The organism is Pseudomonas sp. 3-2 (assembly GCF_019710535.1).
Taxonomy (GTDB): Bacteria; Pseudomonadota; Gammaproteobacteria; order Pseudomonadales; family Pseudomonadaceae; genus Aquipseudomonas; species Aquipseudomonas pharyngis.
Map to the genome: position 1 here is coordinate 5,057,063 of NZ_CP081200.1, position 15,157 is coordinate 5,072,219.

Below are 15,157 nucleotides of genomic sequence, written 5' to 3' on the forward strand. Positions count from 1 at the left end.
CTGATGCATCTCACCAGTCGAGTAGAAATCGCTAGCCAACTAACACTCGCAGATGCCACTGCTATGCTTGTTTTTTTGCAAAAAGGAGCCTAAGAATGGCCGTTCAATACTCTCTATCAGACGTGTTGGAAAGGATGTATCAGAATCAACTCGGCTTGGAAGCCGCTCTAATGGAATTAGTACTCCTGGTCGAAGCACAGGGAATGGTGGATACCGGAAACAACGTCCGAGAAGCACTTTTTACAATCGGAGAAAACGCTGGCTTCATCAATCAAGGTTTGGCCAAGCTGAAAGGAAAACGTCCCAGCTAAAGCTTTCGGACTTTCGCCTATGTCTCCAAGATCTTTCGATGTATTTCTTCTACGGTTCGTGTCCTCTAGAACCAATAATTAACTGGGGGTTTTCTTACAGCTCGGTTCTCAAGAAAACTCCCTTTGCCTACGACTACACTAGCTCTGCCCCACGTGTAAAAACCTTCAAAAGAGATGCAAAACTGTTGTTCTCTCACTTTTTGTGGACAACAAAAAAACGGTGGAATTGAGGCTACAACACGTGACGCTTTTGCCTACATGTAAGCGCGAATCCGCCGGCTTGTGCACCTTGGCGTTGCCCCGTAACTTGATCCCCGTCGCTGCCAATCAGCGGCCGGGTTTAGTCGCCCGAGGTAAGATAGGTTTGCAAACGCATCGTCCAGTCGGGTATTCCCTATCCCTGCACTCGATGGTGGCTGTGAGCAGGGTGCCCCCGGGCACGCCGGAAAAGCCTACTTCCCCGGTCGACTAACCTGCTTACAGCTGCCACCCCCTCGTTTAGTCGCGAAGCGGTAACAGCCCAACTTATTAGGAAGTTAGGTATGTTCAAAGCTACACCAAATCCGCCTTCGGATATCGATCCAACTGACAAGACTGATCAAACCGATCCGGTCTCCCCCTACGCCTCCGTCGATTCAAAAAAACTCCACGACGCGGCCCATCGGGCCCTCGACTTTTACCTCAACCCCAAAGCTGAAAAATCACGCAACTCCGTGGATCGTGGCATGCAGATGTTCAAAGTCGATCCGGACATCAACCCGGAAGCCATCGCCATCCAGACCTACGAAACCTTTTCCTCGGTCAGCATTCTGTTGCTGGATCTGGCCGACAGCCTGGACGACAAGCCGCGGCATCTGGCGATGGCGATCTATCAGTTGAGTGAATTGGGGTTGTTGCTGGTGGAGAAGACACTGGATAACGAACGGGCGATTGCGATAAACGAGTAAGAAAAAGGGCCACAACCTTCGGCAGGTTGTGGCCCTTTTGGTTTTCAAGCCGAGGCCGGCAACGGCTGAAAGCTGAAGTACTGCTTCAACGCCTCGACCAGTTGCCCATACTCGGGCGGCGTCCGGTACAGGCTGAAGCCGGCGTCGTAGTGTCGGGGGGTCGCGTCTTCGTGGCACCACAGGCAGCACGCGGTGAGGTCGATGACCTGCTGACAGCCCTCGCCCAAGGGAATTTTCAGGCGCAGGTTGAACTCGGCACCGATCATCATCGGCAACTGGCTGATGAGCATCAAACCGTCTTCGGACACGTTGCCCAGAAAGCCGATGGGTTTGTCGGTGACGCTGTTGAATACTCGCAGAAAATACGGCAGCTGATGCCGTTCGATTCGACGGTCGGTAAACATAAGCAATTCGCCATGCAAGGCTCCATTACAGAGCCGCACTCTCGCTTCGGAACGGACCTGTGCGTCAGGTTCGCTCTCCCCGCACCCGGTGTGGCGCTCGCTACGCGCATCTCATGCCAGTCGCAGGTGTTGCGCCGGTACAGATATCGATCTGCACCGGTGTCATTCGACTATAGCTCACCCTATACAAGCAGCCAGCTTTTGTATGGCAACCGCCATCAGAACCGGGTTGGACGTACCACGGCGGCAGCGCTGCGCGTCGGGTAGTGACCCAAGCTCTGCAGGGTTTCCAGACGCGCGCGGGCGCGGTAGGCGTATTCGCTGTTGGGGTACGAGGCGATGATGAACTGATAGGTCTGCGCCGCATCGACGAACATTTTCTGCCGTTCGAGGCACTGGCCGCGCATCATCGACACTTCCGGCCACACATAAGGGCGGGCGCGGCTGGCGCGTTCGACCTTGGACAGTTCAAGCATCACCTGCTCGCAATTGCCCCGGTCATAGGCGCTGTAGGCGTTGTTCAAATGATGGTTCATCGACCAACGGGTGCAGCCCGAAGCGGCGAGGACGCTGAGGGCAAGGGCGGCAATGGGCACGAATCGCATGGGGGTTCTCCTGTCTTGTGCTCTGTATCGACCCCTGGTCGGAAATCTTCAGGCGCGTTTGTCCCAAAGTTGCCGTGTTCAATAAAGAAAGTATTAAGTAGTGCAAACGAACAATGACTACACCCTTCGAGCATAGTAGCCTTCGCTGGCGCTTGAACCTGAGGAGTCTTTGCATGTCCGTCCGTCGTACCAAAATCGTCGCTACCCTTGGCCCGGCCAGTAACTCGCCGGAAGTTCTCGAACAGCTGATTCTGGCTGGCCTGGACGTCGCCCGTCTGAACTTCTCCCACGGCACCCCCGACGAGCACAAGGCTCGCGCGAAGCTGGTGCGTGACCTCGCGGCCAAGCACGGTCGCTTCGTCGCCCTGCTGGGTGACCTGCAAGGCCCGAAAATCCGTATCGCCAAATTCGCCAACAAGCGCATCGAGCTGAAGATCGGTGACCAGTTCACCTTCTCCACCAGCCATCCGCTGACCGAAGGCAACCAGCAAGTGGTCGGCATCGACTACCCGGACCTGGTCAAGGACTGCGGCGTGGGCGACGAGCTGCTGCTCGACGACGGCCGCGTGGTGATGCGCGTTGAAACCGCCACCGCGACCGAGCTTAACTGCGTCGTGACCATCGGCGGCCCGCTGTCCGACCACAAAGGCATCAACCGTCGCGGTGGCGGCCTGACCGCGCCGGCCCTGACTGAAAAAGACAAGGCCGACATCAAGCTCGCCGCTGAAATGGAAGTCGACTACCTCGCCGTGTCCTTCCCGCGTGACGCCGCCGACATGAACTACGCCCGTCAACTGCGCGACGAAGCCGGCGGCACCGCCTGGCTGGTGGCGAAGATCGAACGCGCCGAAGCCGTGGCCGACGACGAAACCCTCGACGGTCTGATCAAGGCTTCCGACGCGGTGATGGTTGCCCGTGGTGACCTCGGTGTGGAAATCGGCGACGCCGAGCTGGTGGGCATCCAGAAGAAAATCATTCTGCACGCACGCCGCCACAACAAGGCGGTGATCGTGGCGACCCAGATGATGGAGTCGATGATCCAGAACCCGATGCCGACCCGCGCCGAAGTGTCCGACGTGGCCAACGCCGTGCTCGACTACACCGACGCCGTGATGCTGTCTGCCGAGTCCGCTGCTGGCGCTTATCCGCTGGAAGCCGTGCAGGCGATGGCGCGCATCTGTGTCGGCGCTGAAAAGCACCCGACCAGCAAGACCTCCAGCCACCGTATCGGCAAGGAATTCGAGCGCTGCGACGAAAGCATCGCACTGGCGACCATGTACACCGCCAACCACTTCCCGGGCGTCAAGGCGATCATCGCACTGACCGAAAGCGGCTACACCCCGCTGATCATGTCGCGTATCCGCTCCTCGGTGCCGATCTACTGCTTCACCCCGCACCGAGAAGCCCAGGCTCGCGCGGCAATGTTCCGTGGCGTGTACACCGTACCGTTCGACCCGGCTTCGCTGGCACCGAACGAAGTCAGCCAGAAAGCCATCGACGAACTGGTCAAGCGCGGCGTAGTGGAGAAAGGCGACTGGGTCATCCTGACCAAGGGCGACAGCTACCACACCACCGGCGGCACCAACGGCATGAAGATCCTGCACGTGGGCGATCCGCAGGTCTGAGTGACCGGCTGCTGAAAACGAAAAACCCCGCCATTTGAATGGCGGGGCTTTTTCATTTCAGGAGTGTTGATCGTTACTACGTTGATCGTTCCCACGCTCTGCGTGGGAATGCCTCAATGGGCGCTCCGCGTCCGCTTCGGCATGGGACGCGGAGCGTCCCGGGCTGCATTCCCACGCGGAGCGTGGGAACGATCGGTGCGCGGAGTGCGGCGGCGGTCCGTGCGCGCAGTGTGGCCGCGGTCGATGCGCGGAGTGCGGGGGCGATCGATGCGCGGAGCGGTCGGCGGATATCTCAATGCCGTTTGATGAACCCGGTCAACGCCGCCAGCGCCTCCGGCGAGCGCAGCCGCTGGGTGAACAGTGCGCCCTCTTCCTCGATCACCTTGCGAATCAACTCGCGATCCGGCGCGCGCATCAACTGTTTGCTGATGCGCACCGCTTCAGCCGGCAACTCGTCAAACCGCAGCGCCATCTCCCGCGCCTTGGTCAATGCGGCTTCGCCGCTGCCCAGCGCCTCGGTGGCGATCCCCCATTGCGCGGCTTGCTCACCCGTGAAGCCTTCACCGAGCAGCAGCAACTCCGAGGCTTTGGCCTGCCCGAGCAAGCGCGGCAGGATCAGGCTGGAGCCAAACTCGGGGCACAATCCTAGATTGACGAACGGCATGCGTAACCGTGCATCCCGCGCCACGTACACCAGATCACAATGCAGCAACAGCGTCGTGCCGATCCCCACCGCCGCCCCGGCCACGGCGGCGATCACCGGTTTACGGCATTCAAGCAAGTTGAGCATGAAATGAAACACCGGGCTGTCGAGGTCGCTCGGCGGTTGCTGGATGAAGTCGGCGATGTCGTTGCCGGCGGTGAAGCACTCGGCGCTGCCGGTGATCAGCACGGCGTTGATTTCGGGGTCGTGATTGGCTTGCTTGAGCGCTTCGGCCAACTGGCTGTACATGGCCCGGGTCAGGGCGTTTTTCTTGTCCGGGCGGTTGAGCCGCAGGGTCAGCAAACCGCGTTCGCGGTGCAGCAGGATGGCATCGGTCATGGTGTGTCTCGCGTCTGAAGAATCAGCGCTCAACCACGGCTCAGGAAGACATCGGCCAGCAGTTGATTGCGCGGCAGTCCGGCCAGGAACAGACGCTTGGCAAACGCGTCGACGCTGGCCGTCGAGCCGCAGACTAAGGCCAGGGTTTGCCGGGAAACAAGGCGCAGTTGCGCCAAAGCGCCCGGCAACTCGGCCGCCGTCCACAGTTCGACGCTGAGGTTTTCCCGCTGAGCAGCGAGTGCTTCAAGGGGTTTGGCCAGGTAATGCCCGTCGGCATCATGGGCCAGGTGAATGACGCGGATGGCGCCCCGATGATCCTGGCGCAAGGCTTCGCGCAACACGCCGAACAACGGGCCGAGCCCGGTGCCGGCGGCCAGCAGCCACAGCGGCCGGTCGTGCCAGTCCGGGTCGTAATGCAGCGCGCCGCCGCGCAGTTCGCCGAGGCGGATCGGGTCGCCGATCTGCAAGCGTCGCGCGGCATCGCTGAATTCGCCGGGCTGGCGGCAATCGAGGTGGAATTCAAGAAAGCGGTCTTCCTCCGGCAGGCTGGCCAGCGAATACGGCCGCGCAACGTGGCCGGCCCACAGCACCAGATGCTGACCGGCGCTGTAGCGCAACGGCCGCTGGGGTGTCAGGCGCAGACGCAACACGCTGTCGCCGAGCCAGTCCAGCGCCTCGACCGTGGCCGGGCGACCATCGGTGAAGGGATCGAAGGTGTGCACCTGCAAATCGTCGATCACTTGACACTGGCATGCCAGCCGCCAGCCCTGATCACGCTGTTCGGCGCTCAGGGCATCGGGGCGACTGTCGGCAGGCAAGCCCTGGATGCATTGCACCAGACATGCATGGCAACTTCCGGCGCGGCAGCTATAAGGCACCGCCACACCGTTTTGATTGAGGGCATCGAGCAGGTTGCTGCCCGACGCCACCGACCACTGTCGTTCACCCACTCGCAGTTCAGGCATCGACGTTCTCCCATGCCGCCGCGCAACGGTTACGCCCGTCACGCTTGGCCCGGTACAGCGCCTGATCGGCGCGCTGCAAGGCGTCGTCCAGATCATCGCCCAGTTCCAGCAGGGTCATGCCGGCGGACAGGCTCAGGTTTTTCACATTCAGGCCCACCAGTTCAACGTCGGTGAAGGCGATGCGCAGGCGCTCGCAACAGGCGGTCAGGCTTTCAGCGTTGCAATCGGGCAGCAGCACCACGAATTCCTCACCACCATAACGCGCCAGCACGTCGCCGTCGCGCAGACAGGCACCGGCGACCCCGGCGAAGGCTTGCAACACCTGATCACCGGCGGCGTGGCCATGAATATCGTTGATGCGTTTGAAGTGGTCGAGGTCGATCAGCGCCAGACCGTGCAGCACGTCGGGCTCCATCGCATTCAACTCGCGGGTGGCCAGGCGCAGGAAATGCCGGCGGTTGAACAGCCCGGTCAGTTCGTCGGTGGCAACAAGGTCTTCGAGTTGGCGCATCATCCCGCGCAGGGTGTCCTGATGCGCCTGCAGGGCGAACCGGCGCTGACGCATGCGTTGGCGCGAGGTCTGGACGAAACGCGCATAGATCACCAGCCAGGCCAGCACGATCAGCAGGATGCAGGCCTGCAACGCGGAAAGCGCCGGATCGTGCAGACGGAAGTGGTAACCGTCCCACAGCGTGATGGCGCAGAAGCTGAAGAACACCAGCATCGCGCAGCGTACGAACGCCCGCTGTGACAGATGGAACAGGCCGAACAGCAGGACCAGCACATAGAAAACGAGAAACTCGCCCCGGGCCTCCTCCAGATGAGCAATCAGCCACGTCTGCCAGCCAAGGCCCAGCAGCACTTGGGCTTCGGTCAGGCTAGGGTCGGAAAAGCGCAAATTGCAGCCGGTAAAGAACAGGGCGAACAGGACCGCCTGACTGATCACCACCAGGGCACTGCCGACGGCGACGCCGGCCAGTGAATCGTTGTAGTGACCGGTGAAATACGCCAGCCACAGCAGCAGCAAAGCCAATCCGTAGGTGGCTGCAGCGAGGGCGAAGCGTTTGAGCAAAAGACGTTGAATGGCGTTATGGGTCAATCGTTGACTCACCGTGCGATAAGAGGCTGACCGAGTGTCCTACCCTACAGACCGGCTGCCACTTTAGTGGCGCAGGCGATAAATGACCATTGATTTTCGGGCCGGGTATTTGGCGTCAAAAACCTGCAGCCATGCGACCAACGAATGACTCCCGGCAGATGTGCCCGCCCCCGAGGCGCGGTATACTGCCGCGCCTTTTTAGCGTCGCGCCAGCAGCCCCGGCGTGCCTTGAAAGGTGTCTGCGACCGACCGATGCACCCAAGCCGCAGGCACCTTATTGAATGTTCCCGTCTTTTAGAGGAGCGCGACTCATGACCGTGATCAAGCAAGACGACCTGATTCAGAGCGTTGCCGACGCCCTGCAGTTCATTTCCTATTACCACCCCGTGGACTTCATCCAGGCGATGCACGAAGCCTACCTGCGCGAAGAATCGCCAGCGGCCCGTGACTCGATGGCGCAGATCCTGATCAACTCGCGCATGTGCGCCACCGGCCACCGGCCGATCTGCCAGGACACCGGCATCGTGACCGTGTTCGTGCGGGTGGGCATGGACGTGCGTTGGGATGGCGCGACCATGAGCCTGGACGACATGATCAACGAAGGCGTGCGCCGCGCCTACAACCTGCCGGAAAACGTCCTGCGTGCCTCGATCCTGGCCGACCCGGCCGGTGCGCGTAAAAACACCAAGGACAACACCCCGGCAGTCATCCACTACTCCATCGTTCCGGGTAACACCGTGGAAGTGGACGTGGCGGCCAAGGGTGGCGGCTCCGAGAACAAGTCGAAAATGGCCATGCTCAACCCGTCCGACTCGATCGTCGACTGGGTGCTCAAGACCGTTCCGACCATGGGCGCCGGCTGGTGCCCGCCGGGCATGCTGGGTATCGGCATCGGCGGCACCGCCGAGAAAGCCGCTGTCATGGCAAAAGAAGTGTTGATGGAATCCATCGACATTCACGAGCTCAAGGCCCGTGGCCCACAGAACCGCATCGAAGAAATGCGTCTGGAGCTGTTCGAGAAGGTCAACCAGCTGGGCATCGGCGCCCAGGGCCTCGGTGGCCTGACCACCGTGCTCGACGTGAAGATCATGGACTACCCGACTCACGCCGCTTCCTTGCCGGTGTGCATGATCCCGAACTGCGCCGCCACCCGTCACGCGCACTTCGTGCTCGACGGTTCCGGCCCTGCTTCGCTGGAGGCGCCACCGCTGGACGCCTACCCGGAAATCGTCTGGGAAGCCGGCCCTTCGGCCCGTCGCGTCAACCTCGACACTCTGACCCCGGAAGACGTGCAGAGCTGGAAGCCGGGCGAAACCGTCCTGCTCAACGGCAAGATGCTCACCGGTCGCGACGCCGCGCACAAGCGCATGGTCGAGATGCTGAACAAGGGCGAAACCCTGCCGGTTGATCTGAAAGGTCGCTTCATCTACTACGTCGGCCCGGTTGATCCGGTCGGTGACGAAGTGGTTGGCCCGGCTGGCCCGACCACCGCCACGCGGATGGACAAGTTCACCCGACAGATCCTCGAGCAGACCGGCCTGTTGGGCATGATCGGCAAGTCCGAGCGCGGCCCTACCGCGATCGACGCGATCAAGGACAACAAGGCTGTGTACCTGATGGCCGTCGGCGGCGCCGCTTACCTGGTGGCGCAAGCGATCAAGAAGTCCAAGGTTCTGGCGTTTGCCGAACTGGGTATGGAAGCGATCTACGAGTTTGAGGTCAAGGACATGCCGGTCACCGTTGCGGTGGACAGCAAAGGTGAATCGGTACACATCACCGGTCCTGCGATCTGGCAACAGAAGATCAGCGAAAGCCTGGCGGTAGAAGTGCAGTAAGCTATTTGCCATATAAAAACGGCCGGCTCATCCAAATGGATGAGCCGGTCGTTTTTTTTGAGTGTATAAAATCCGTACATCCAAACAACTATATGCAGAGCGGTTTTTTTCGTGCGCAATTGTCGATGCCTTCAGTGATCGGTATCGGTAAAAAGTACCGCATGCTCATAGCGCCTATGAACGGGAGCCCCGCCTACACATCTGCATGGTATCGTGCCCGCCCGTCCTGCCATCCGTTTGCCACAGCATGCTGCCGACTTCCCGTACCCTGCGCCTGTCGTTGTATACCCTGCTGATCATCGCCGGTGCCGCCCTTGCTGCAACGCTTGCGATCCGCCACGCCGAGCGCCAGGCGCTGGAAGAAGACGCCGCGCGGGCCAATCAACAGCTGGCGCTGTACGCCAACTCGCTGCACACCCTGATCGACCGCTACCGCGCCCTGCCCGCCGTGCTGGCGCTGGACCCGCAGCTGCGTGCGGCGCTGGCCGGTCCCGTGAGCGCCGAACAGCAAACGGCACTCAATCTGAAGCTGGAAAAGATCAACGGCGCCGCACAGTCCTCGACCCTTGAACTGCTCGACCGCACCGGCCTCGCGGTGGCCGCCAGCAACTGGCGCCTGCCCAGCAGTTACGTCGGTCACAACTATGGCTTTCGCCCCTATTTCAGCCAGACCCGCACCCAGGGCACCGGGCGTTTCTACGCGGTCGGCGTGACCAGCGGGATTCCCGGTTACTTCCTGTCCAGCGCGGTACTCGGCGACAACGGCGATTTTCTCGGGGCGATGGTGGTCAAGCTCGAATTCCCCGAACTCGAACGCGAATGGAGCCAGGGCAGTGACACCCTGCTGGTCAGCGATGCGCGCGGGATCATCTTCATCGCCAACCAGCCCGGCTGGCGCTATCGCCTGCTGCACCCGCTGAGCCCGGCCGATTACCGCGAGATCAAGGCCACCCGCCAATACGACAAACAGTCGCTGGTGCCACTGACGCATCTGGCGCTGCGCAGCTTCGATGACAACAGTGATCTGCGCCGCGTCGAAGGCCCGCAAGGCACGGCGGATTACCTGTGGGAATCGCTGCCGCTGACCGCCGAAGGCTGGACCCTGCATCTGCTGCGCCGCCCGCAATTGTCCTTTGAGGACCAGCGCAATGCCGGGCTCGCCGCTGCCGGAGTGTGGCTGGCGCTGGTGTTCCTGTTGCTGTTTCTCAATCAGCGCTGGCGTCTGGCGAAGATGCGCCAGCGTAGCCGCGAAGAGCTTGAGCAACTGGTCGAGGAACGCACCCGGGATTTGCGCACGGCGCAGGACGGTCTGGTGCAGTCGGCCAAACTCGCGGCACTGGGACAGATGTCCGCCGCGCTGGCCCACGAAATCAATCAGCCGCTGACCGCCCAGCGCATGCAGCTTGCAACTCTGAGACTGCTGCTCGATCACGGTCGGGTCGATGACGCCTACAAGGCGCTCAAACCGGTGGATGACATGCTCACGCGCATGGCCGCCCTCACCGGCCACCTGAAAACCTTCGCCCGCAAGAGCCCCAGCGGCTTGCGCGAACGGCTGGATTTGGCGACGGTGGTTGATCAGGCCCTGCAATTGCTCGATGCGCGAATGCGCGATGAACAGGTCAGTCTGGTGCTGCACCTGACGCGCCCGGCCTGGGTGCGCGGCGATGCGATCCGTCTGGAGCAGGTGCTGATCAACCTGTTGCGCAATGCCCTCGATGCCATGCAGGGCAAGCCCTGCAAGCGTCTGGAAATCCGCCTGGAAACCGACGAGCAACTGTGGCGCCTTAGCGTTATCGACAATGGCGGCGGCATCGCCGAAGAACATCTGGGTCAGGTGTTCGATCCGTTCTTCACCACTAAACCTGTGGGTGACGGGCTGGGTCTGGGGCTGGCAGTATCGTTCGCCATCGTCCATGAATCCGGCGGGCGCCTGTGCGCCGAGAATGGCGACAACGGCGCGGTGTTCAGCCTGACCTTGCCGATCGATCTGGAGGCGCACATCTGATGCTCAACGCGGTGATGGTGGTCGATGACGAAAGCAGCATTCGCAATGCCGTCGAACAATGGTTGAGCCTGTCCGGGTTCGAGGTGCAGCTGTTCAGCCGTGCCGAGGAATGCCTGGCGGCGCTGCCCAGGCACTTTGCCGGGGTGATCCTCAGCGATGTGCGCATGCCGGGCCTCAGCGGTCTTGAACTGCTGGCCGAAGTGCAGCGCCGGGATCCCGATTTGCCGGTGATTCTGCTGACTGGCCACGGCGATGTGCCGATGGCGGTCGAAGCGATGCGCGACGGCGCTTACGATTTTCTGGAAAAACCCTTCAGCCCCGAGACCCTGCTCGGCAGCCTGCGCCGGGCGCTGGACAAGCGCCGGCTGGTACTGGAAAACCGCGCACTGCACGAGCAGGCCGACAACCGCGCCAAACTCGACGCGACGCTGCTCGGCGTGTCCCGTGGTTTGCAGACCTTGCGCCGACAGGTACTCGATCTGGCGACGCTGCCGGTCAATGTGCTGATCCGTGGCGAAACCGGCAGCGGCAAGGAGCTGGTCGCCCGCTGCCTGCACGACTTCGGCCCGCGTGCCGACAAGCCGTTTGTGGCCCTGAACTGCGCGGCGATCCCCGAGCAACTGTTCGAAGCCGAGTTGTTCGGGCACGAGAGCGGCGCGTTCACCGGGGCGTCCGGCAAGCGCATCGGCAAGCTGGAATACGCCGATGGCGGCACGCTGTTTCTTGATGAAATCGAAAGCATGCCGCTGGCCCAGCAGGTGAAACTGCTGCGGGTGTTGCAGGAACAGAAACTGGAACGGCTGGGGTCAAACCAGAGCATTCGCGTGGACTTGCGGATCGTCGCCGCGACCAAACCCGATTTGCTGGACGAAGCGCGGGCCGGGCGTTTTCGCGAGGATCTGGCGTATCGCCTGAACGTCGCAGAGCTGCGATTGCCGCCGCTGCGTGATCGTCGCGAAGACATTCCGTTGTTGTTCGAGTCCTTCGCCCAGAGCGCCGCCCAACGTTTGGGCCGGACGTTCCCGCCGCTCAGTGGTGCGCAGTTGAGCCACCTGCTCAGCCATGACTGGCCGGGTAATGTTCGCGAGTTGGCGAACGTGGCCGAACGTCAGGTGCTGGGGCTGGATGAACCGATGCAGGGGATTGATCCGGGCCAGTCGCTGGCGGCGCAGCAGGAGGCGTTTGAGGCGCAGTGTCTGCGGGCCGCTTTGACACGGCACAAGGGCGATGTGAAAGCCGTGCTTGAGGAACTGCAACTGCCGCGTCGCACGTTTAATGAAAAGATGCAACGGCATGGTTTGACCCGGGAAATGTTCGTACCCGACTGATCGTTCGATGATTGATCGTTCCCACGCTCCGCGTGGGAATACCTCAATGGACGCTCTGCGTCCGCTTTGGGACGCAGAGCGTCCCCGGCTGCATTCCCACGCAGAGCGTGGGAACGATCACGCTGAATGAGCGGAAATCCGCTCATTCATTCCGGATCATCGGCAAAATCCCGCTCAACCCATTTCCCCAACCCTTCTAAACCGGCCCTCCCCCCGTTGGCACAGCTCCTGCTATAGCCCTCGCAGGCCGCGTTCCAACGCGCTCCACAACAACAATTAAATGAAGGATCCTTCAATGGATAACTCCAACGCCCTGCCCCTTGGGTCGGCTGCCGTGCCGGCCAAAGAACGAACCACCGCCAGTCGCATCAAGTCGATCTTCAGCGGTTCCGTCGGCAACATGGTCGAGTGGTACGACTGGTACGTCTATGCCGCCTTCTCGCTGTACTTCGCCAAAGCCTTCTTCCCCAAAGGCGACACCACCGCCCAACTGCTCAACACCGCCGCGATCTTCGCCGTGGGCTTCCTGATGCGCCCGATCGGTGGCTGGCTGATGGGCCTGTACGCCGACAAGGTCGGACGCAAAAAAGCCCTGATGGCCTCGGTTTACCTGATGTGCTTCGGCTCGCTGATCATCGCCCTGAGCCCGGGCTATGAAACCATCGGTGTCGGCGCGCCGATCCTGCTGGTGTTCGCCCGCCTGCTGCAAGGCCTGTCGGTCGGTGGCGAATACGGCACCTCGGCGACCTACCTGTCGGAGATGGCGACCAGGGATCGTCGCGGCTTCTTCTCCAGCTTCCAGTACGTGACTTTGATTTCCGGCCAGCTCATTGCGCTGGGCGTGCTGATCGTGCTGCAACAGTTCCTGACCACCGAAGAGCTGTACGCCTGGGGCTGGCGTATTCCGTTCGCCATCGGCGCGCTGTGTGCAATCGTCGCGCTGTACCTGCGTCGCGGCATGGAAGAAACCGAGTCGTTCACCAAGAAGGAGAAGTCCAAGGAAAGCGCCATGCGCACCTTGCTGCGTCATCCGAAGGAACTGCTCACCGTGGTCGGCCTGACCATGGGCGGTACGCTGGCGTTCTACACCTACACCACCTACATGCAGAAATACCTGGTGAATACCGTCGGCATGAGCATCTCCGACTCCACCACCATTTCGGCGGCCACGCTGTTCCTGTTCATGTGCCTGCAACCGATCATCGGCGGCCTGTCCGATAAAATCGGTCGTCGCCCGATCCTGATCGCCTTCGGCGTGCTCGGGACGATCTTCACCGTGCCGATCCTGATGACCCTGCACACCATCCAGACCTGGTGGGGCGCGTTCTTCCTGATCATGGCGGCGCTGATCATCGTCAGCGGCTACACCTCGATCAACGCCGTGGTGAAAGCCGAGCTGTTCCCGACCGAAATCCGCGCCCTGGGCGTCGGCCTGCCGTACGCGCTGACCGTGTCGATCTTCGGCGGCACCGCCGAATACATCGCGCTGTGGTTCAAGAGCATCGGCATGGAAACCGGTTACTACTGGTACGTGACCGCGTGCATCGCGGTGTCCCTGCTGGTGTACATCACCATGAAAGACACGCAGAAACACTCGCGCATCGTCACTGACTGATCCCGCAACGCGAATCAAAAAAGGGGCAGACCTTCACGGGTCTGCCCCTTTTTTCGTTGGCCGATCAGCGGTTCCTGGCGATTAATCGCTGGTTAATTCGCCGAGGCGATTCTGCACCTACCTGATCGATGACCTGCGCGACGCTCGCTCCGACGACGAAAGCGAATTGAATGCGCCGCCCTTAATATCAAGTTAATCGATTGTTTTTAGCATTATCTTGCGCTTTTCAATCAATTTAGTTGGCGTAGCATGAACCCCATGCGAAACACATCGCCAACGAACCCGGAGACAACGACCATGAAAACCAAATTGATCCTCGCCCTGACCCTGTCTGTACTGGCCGCCAACACCTTCGCCGCCGATGGCTCGGACAAAACCAAATCCGCCGACTTCATTTCCGGCGCCAGCGCCGCCATCGAAACCAGCCACACCGGCACCTACGCTGCTGACGGCTTCGACAAGACCAACGTCGGCAAAGCCGTTGCTGCGGATGGTTTCGACAAGACCGGCACTGCCAACGCTATCGCCGCAGACGGTTTCGATAAAACCGGTACTGCCAACGCCATCGCTGCCGACGGTTTCGATAAAACCGGCACTGCCGCAGCCATCAGCTGATCATCAAATACACACACCACAGCCCGGCTTCGGCCGGGCTTAGTCATGTCTGGAGGGCTGGAAATCAGCCGCCCGTCCTTGCACTATGGCCGCTCTCTGACAGCCGTTTCCAGGACCACCCGCCATGCCCGATGACATCCATTTCTACGAACCGGCCAACGGCCACGGCCTGCCCCACGATCCGTTCAACGCCATCGTCGGCCCGCGGCCCATCGGCTGGATTTCTTCGCAGGATGCCGAGGGCCGGCTGAACCTGGCGCCCTACAGCTTTTTCAACGCGTTCAACTACATTCCGCCGATCATCGGGTTCTCCAGCGTCGGGCGCAAAGACAGCCTGAACAACATCGAGCAGACCGGCGAATTCGTCTGGAACCTCGCCACCCGCCCGCTGGCCGAGCAAATGAACCAAAGCTGCGCGATGGTCGGGCCGCAGGTCAATGAGTTCGAACTGGCGGGGCTGACACCGGTGGCGTCGAAGGTGATTGCCGTGCCACGCGTAGGCGAAAGCCCGGTGTCCTTCGAATGCAAGGTCACCCAGATCATTCAGTTGCAGCGCGCCGACGGCGAGACCGTGCCGAGCTGGCTGGTGCTCGGCGAAGTGGTCGCCGTGCACATTGCCAAGTGGCTGTTGAAGGACGGGATCTACGACACCGCCGCCGCCGAACCGATACTGCGGGGCGGCGGGCCGGCGGACTACTTCCAGCTGGGGCCGGAGGCATTGTTCAAGATGTGGCGCCCGGGGGCGACGAAGTAAGCGT

Annotated in this window: 14 protein-coding genes; 9 read left to right on the forward strand and 5 right to left on the reverse strand. The window is 61.3% G+C overall.

Annotated elements, in window-relative coordinates:
* The first annotated feature begins 95 nt into the window (after positions 1–95).
* Both K3819_RS22915 and K3819_RS22920 read left to right on the forward strand, forming a co-directional pair.
* Positions 96–311 carry a hypothetical protein gene (locus tag K3819_RS22915; RefSeq protein WP_041475416.1) on the forward strand — a complete coding sequence of 72 codons (216 nt, stop codon included), beginning with the start codon at positions 96–98 and terminating at the stop codon, positions 309–311.
* Positions 312–853: 542 nt separating this feature from the next.
* Positions 854–1,258 carry a DUF6124 family protein gene (locus tag K3819_RS22920; RefSeq protein ID WP_011335674.1) on the forward strand — a complete coding sequence of 135 codons (405 nt, stop codon included), beginning with the start codon at positions 854–856 and terminating at the stop codon, positions 1,256–1,258.
* 44 nt (positions 1,259–1,302) lie between these two features.
* Here the strand turns inward: K3819_RS22920 and K3819_RS22925 are convergent, their stop codons facing one another.
* Entirely contained in the window at positions 1,303–1,662 is a 360-nt protein-coding gene (locus K3819_RS22925; RefSeq protein WP_007951248.1) for a PilZ domain-containing protein, read from the reverse strand.
* A gap of 218 nt (positions 1,663–1,880) precedes the next feature.
* A complete protein-coding gene (locus K3819_RS22930) occupies positions 1,881–2,267 on the reverse strand; it encodes a tol-pal system YbgF family protein (protein WP_011335675.1) in 387 nt (128 codons plus the stop codon).
* Positions 2,268–2,440: 173 nt separating this feature from the next.
* On the opposite strand from K3819_RS22930, the gene pyk reads away from it, so the two are divergent.
* Complete coding sequence (pyk, locus tag K3819_RS22935) at positions 2,441–3,892, forward strand: pyruvate kinase (RefSeq protein ID WP_007951250.1); 1,452 nt, start codon at positions 2,441–2,443, stop codon at positions 3,890–3,892.
* A 292-nt stretch (positions 3,893–4,184) separates the two neighbouring features.
* Here pyk and K3819_RS22940 read toward each other — a convergent pair whose 3' ends face one another.
* The 3 genes from K3819_RS22940 to K3819_RS22950 are packed head-to-tail and all read right to left on the reverse strand — an operon-like array spanning position 4,185 to position 6,998.
* Positions 4,185–4,934 carry an enoyl-CoA hydratase-related protein gene (locus K3819_RS22940; protein WP_064599042.1) on the reverse strand — a complete coding sequence of 250 codons (750 nt, stop codon included), beginning with the start codon at positions 4,932–4,934 and terminating at the stop codon, positions 4,185–4,187.
* 29 nt (positions 4,935–4,963) lie between these two features.
* Positions 4,964–5,899 carry an iron-sulfur-binding ferredoxin reductase gene (locus tag K3819_RS22945; RefSeq protein ID WP_221398007.1) on the reverse strand — a complete coding sequence of 312 codons (936 nt, stop codon included), beginning with the start codon at positions 5,897–5,899 and terminating at the stop codon, positions 4,964–4,966.
* The gene (locus K3819_RS22950) at positions 5,892–6,998 is read right to left on the reverse strand and encodes a diguanylate cyclase (RefSeq protein ID WP_221398008.1); all 1,107 of its coding nucleotides are present in this window, start codon (positions 6,996–6,998) and stop codon (positions 5,892–5,894) included. Before K3819_RS22950 ends, K3819_RS22945 begins: the two co-directional genes overlap by 8 nt.
* 311 nt (positions 6,999–7,309) lie before the next feature.
* Between K3819_RS22950 and K3819_RS22955 the strand changes: the two genes are divergently transcribed.
* The 6 genes from K3819_RS22955 to K3819_RS22980 all read left to right on the forward strand — a co-directional run bounded on the left by K3819_RS22955 (position 7,310) and on the right by K3819_RS22980 (position 15,153).
* On the forward strand, positions 7,310–8,833 hold the full coding sequence (locus K3819_RS22955) for a fumarate hydratase (RefSeq protein WP_007960181.1): 1,524 nt from the start codon (positions 7,310–7,312) through the stop codon (positions 8,831–8,833).
* Between the two features lie 247 nt (positions 8,834–9,080).
* Positions 9,081–10,841, forward strand: a complete 1,761-nt coding sequence (locus K3819_RS22960; RefSeq protein ID WP_221398009.1) for an ATP-binding protein — start codon at positions 9,081–9,083, stop codon at positions 10,839–10,841.
* Positions 10,841–12,169 carry a sigma-54 dependent transcriptional regulator gene (locus K3819_RS22965; protein ID WP_221398010.1) on the forward strand — a complete coding sequence of 443 codons (1,329 nt, stop codon included), beginning with the start codon at positions 10,841–10,843 and terminating at the stop codon, positions 12,167–12,169. The genes K3819_RS22960 and K3819_RS22965 overlap by 1 nt, the downstream gene beginning before the upstream one ends.
* A gap of 295 nt (positions 12,170–12,464) precedes the next feature.
* Complete coding sequence (locus tag K3819_RS22970) at positions 12,465–13,784, forward strand: MFS transporter (protein WP_085610836.1); 1,320 nt, start codon at positions 12,465–12,467, stop codon at positions 13,782–13,784.
* A gap of 297 nt (positions 13,785–14,081) precedes the next feature.
* On the forward strand, positions 14,082–14,399 hold the full coding sequence (locus tag K3819_RS22975) for a hypothetical protein (protein ID WP_085610837.1): 318 nt from the start codon (positions 14,082–14,084) through the stop codon (positions 14,397–14,399).
* 124 nt (positions 14,400–14,523) lie between these two features.
* Entirely contained in the window at positions 14,524–15,153 is a 630-nt protein-coding gene (locus tag K3819_RS22980; protein WP_039765924.1) for a flavin reductase family protein, read from the forward strand.
* The last annotated feature ends 4 nt before the right edge of the window (positions 15,154–15,157 follow it).

What these genes read in the sequence shown, in the direction of transcription:
- K3819_RS22940 (WP_064599042.1), bottom strand. Translation starts at nt 4,934, where the DNA reads ATGACCGATGCCATCCTGCTGCACCGCGAACGCGGTTTGCTGACCCTG.
- pyk (WP_007951250.1), top strand. Translation starts at nt 2,441, where the DNA reads ATGTCCGTCCGTCGTACCAAAATCGTCGCTACCCTTGGCCCGGCCAGT.
- K3819_RS22960 (WP_221398009.1), top strand. Translation starts at nt 9,081, where the DNA reads ATGCTGCCGACTTCCCGTACCCTGCGCCTGTCGTTGTATACCCTGCTG.
- K3819_RS22915 (WP_041475416.1), top strand. Translation starts at nt 96, where the DNA reads ATGGCCGTTCAATACTCTCTATCAGACGTGTTGGAAAGGATGTATCAG.
- K3819_RS22975 (WP_085610837.1), top strand. Translation starts at nt 14,082, where the DNA reads ATGAAAACCAAATTGATCCTCGCCCTGACCCTGTCTGTACTGGCCGCC.
- K3819_RS22970 (WP_085610836.1), top strand. Translation starts at nt 12,465, where the DNA reads ATGGATAACTCCAACGCCCTGCCCCTTGGGTCGGCTGCCGTGCCGGCC.
- K3819_RS22980 (WP_039765924.1), top strand. Translation starts at nt 14,524, where the DNA reads ATGCCCGATGACATCCATTTCTACGAACCGGCCAACGGCCACGGCCTG.
- K3819_RS22965 (WP_221398010.1), top strand. Translation starts at nt 10,841, where the DNA reads ATGCTCAACGCGGTGATGGTGGTCGATGACGAAAGCAGCATTCGCAAT.
- K3819_RS22945 (WP_221398007.1), bottom strand. Translation starts at nt 5,899, where the DNA reads ATGCCTGAACTGCGAGTGGGTGAACGACAGTGGTCGGTGGCGTCGGGC.
- K3819_RS22925 (WP_007951248.1), bottom strand. Translation starts at nt 1,662, where the DNA reads ATGTTTACCGACCGTCGAATCGAACGGCATCAGCTGCCGTATTTTCTG.
- K3819_RS22955 (WP_007960181.1), top strand. Translation starts at nt 7,310, where the DNA reads ATGACCGTGATCAAGCAAGACGACCTGATTCAGAGCGTTGCCGACGCC.
- K3819_RS22930 (WP_011335675.1), bottom strand. Translation starts at nt 2,267, where the DNA reads ATGCGATTCGTGCCCATTGCCGCCCTTGCCCTCAGCGTCCTCGCCGCT.
- K3819_RS22920 (WP_011335674.1), top strand. Translation starts at nt 854, where the DNA reads ATGTTCAAAGCTACACCAAATCCGCCTTCGGATATCGATCCAACTGAC.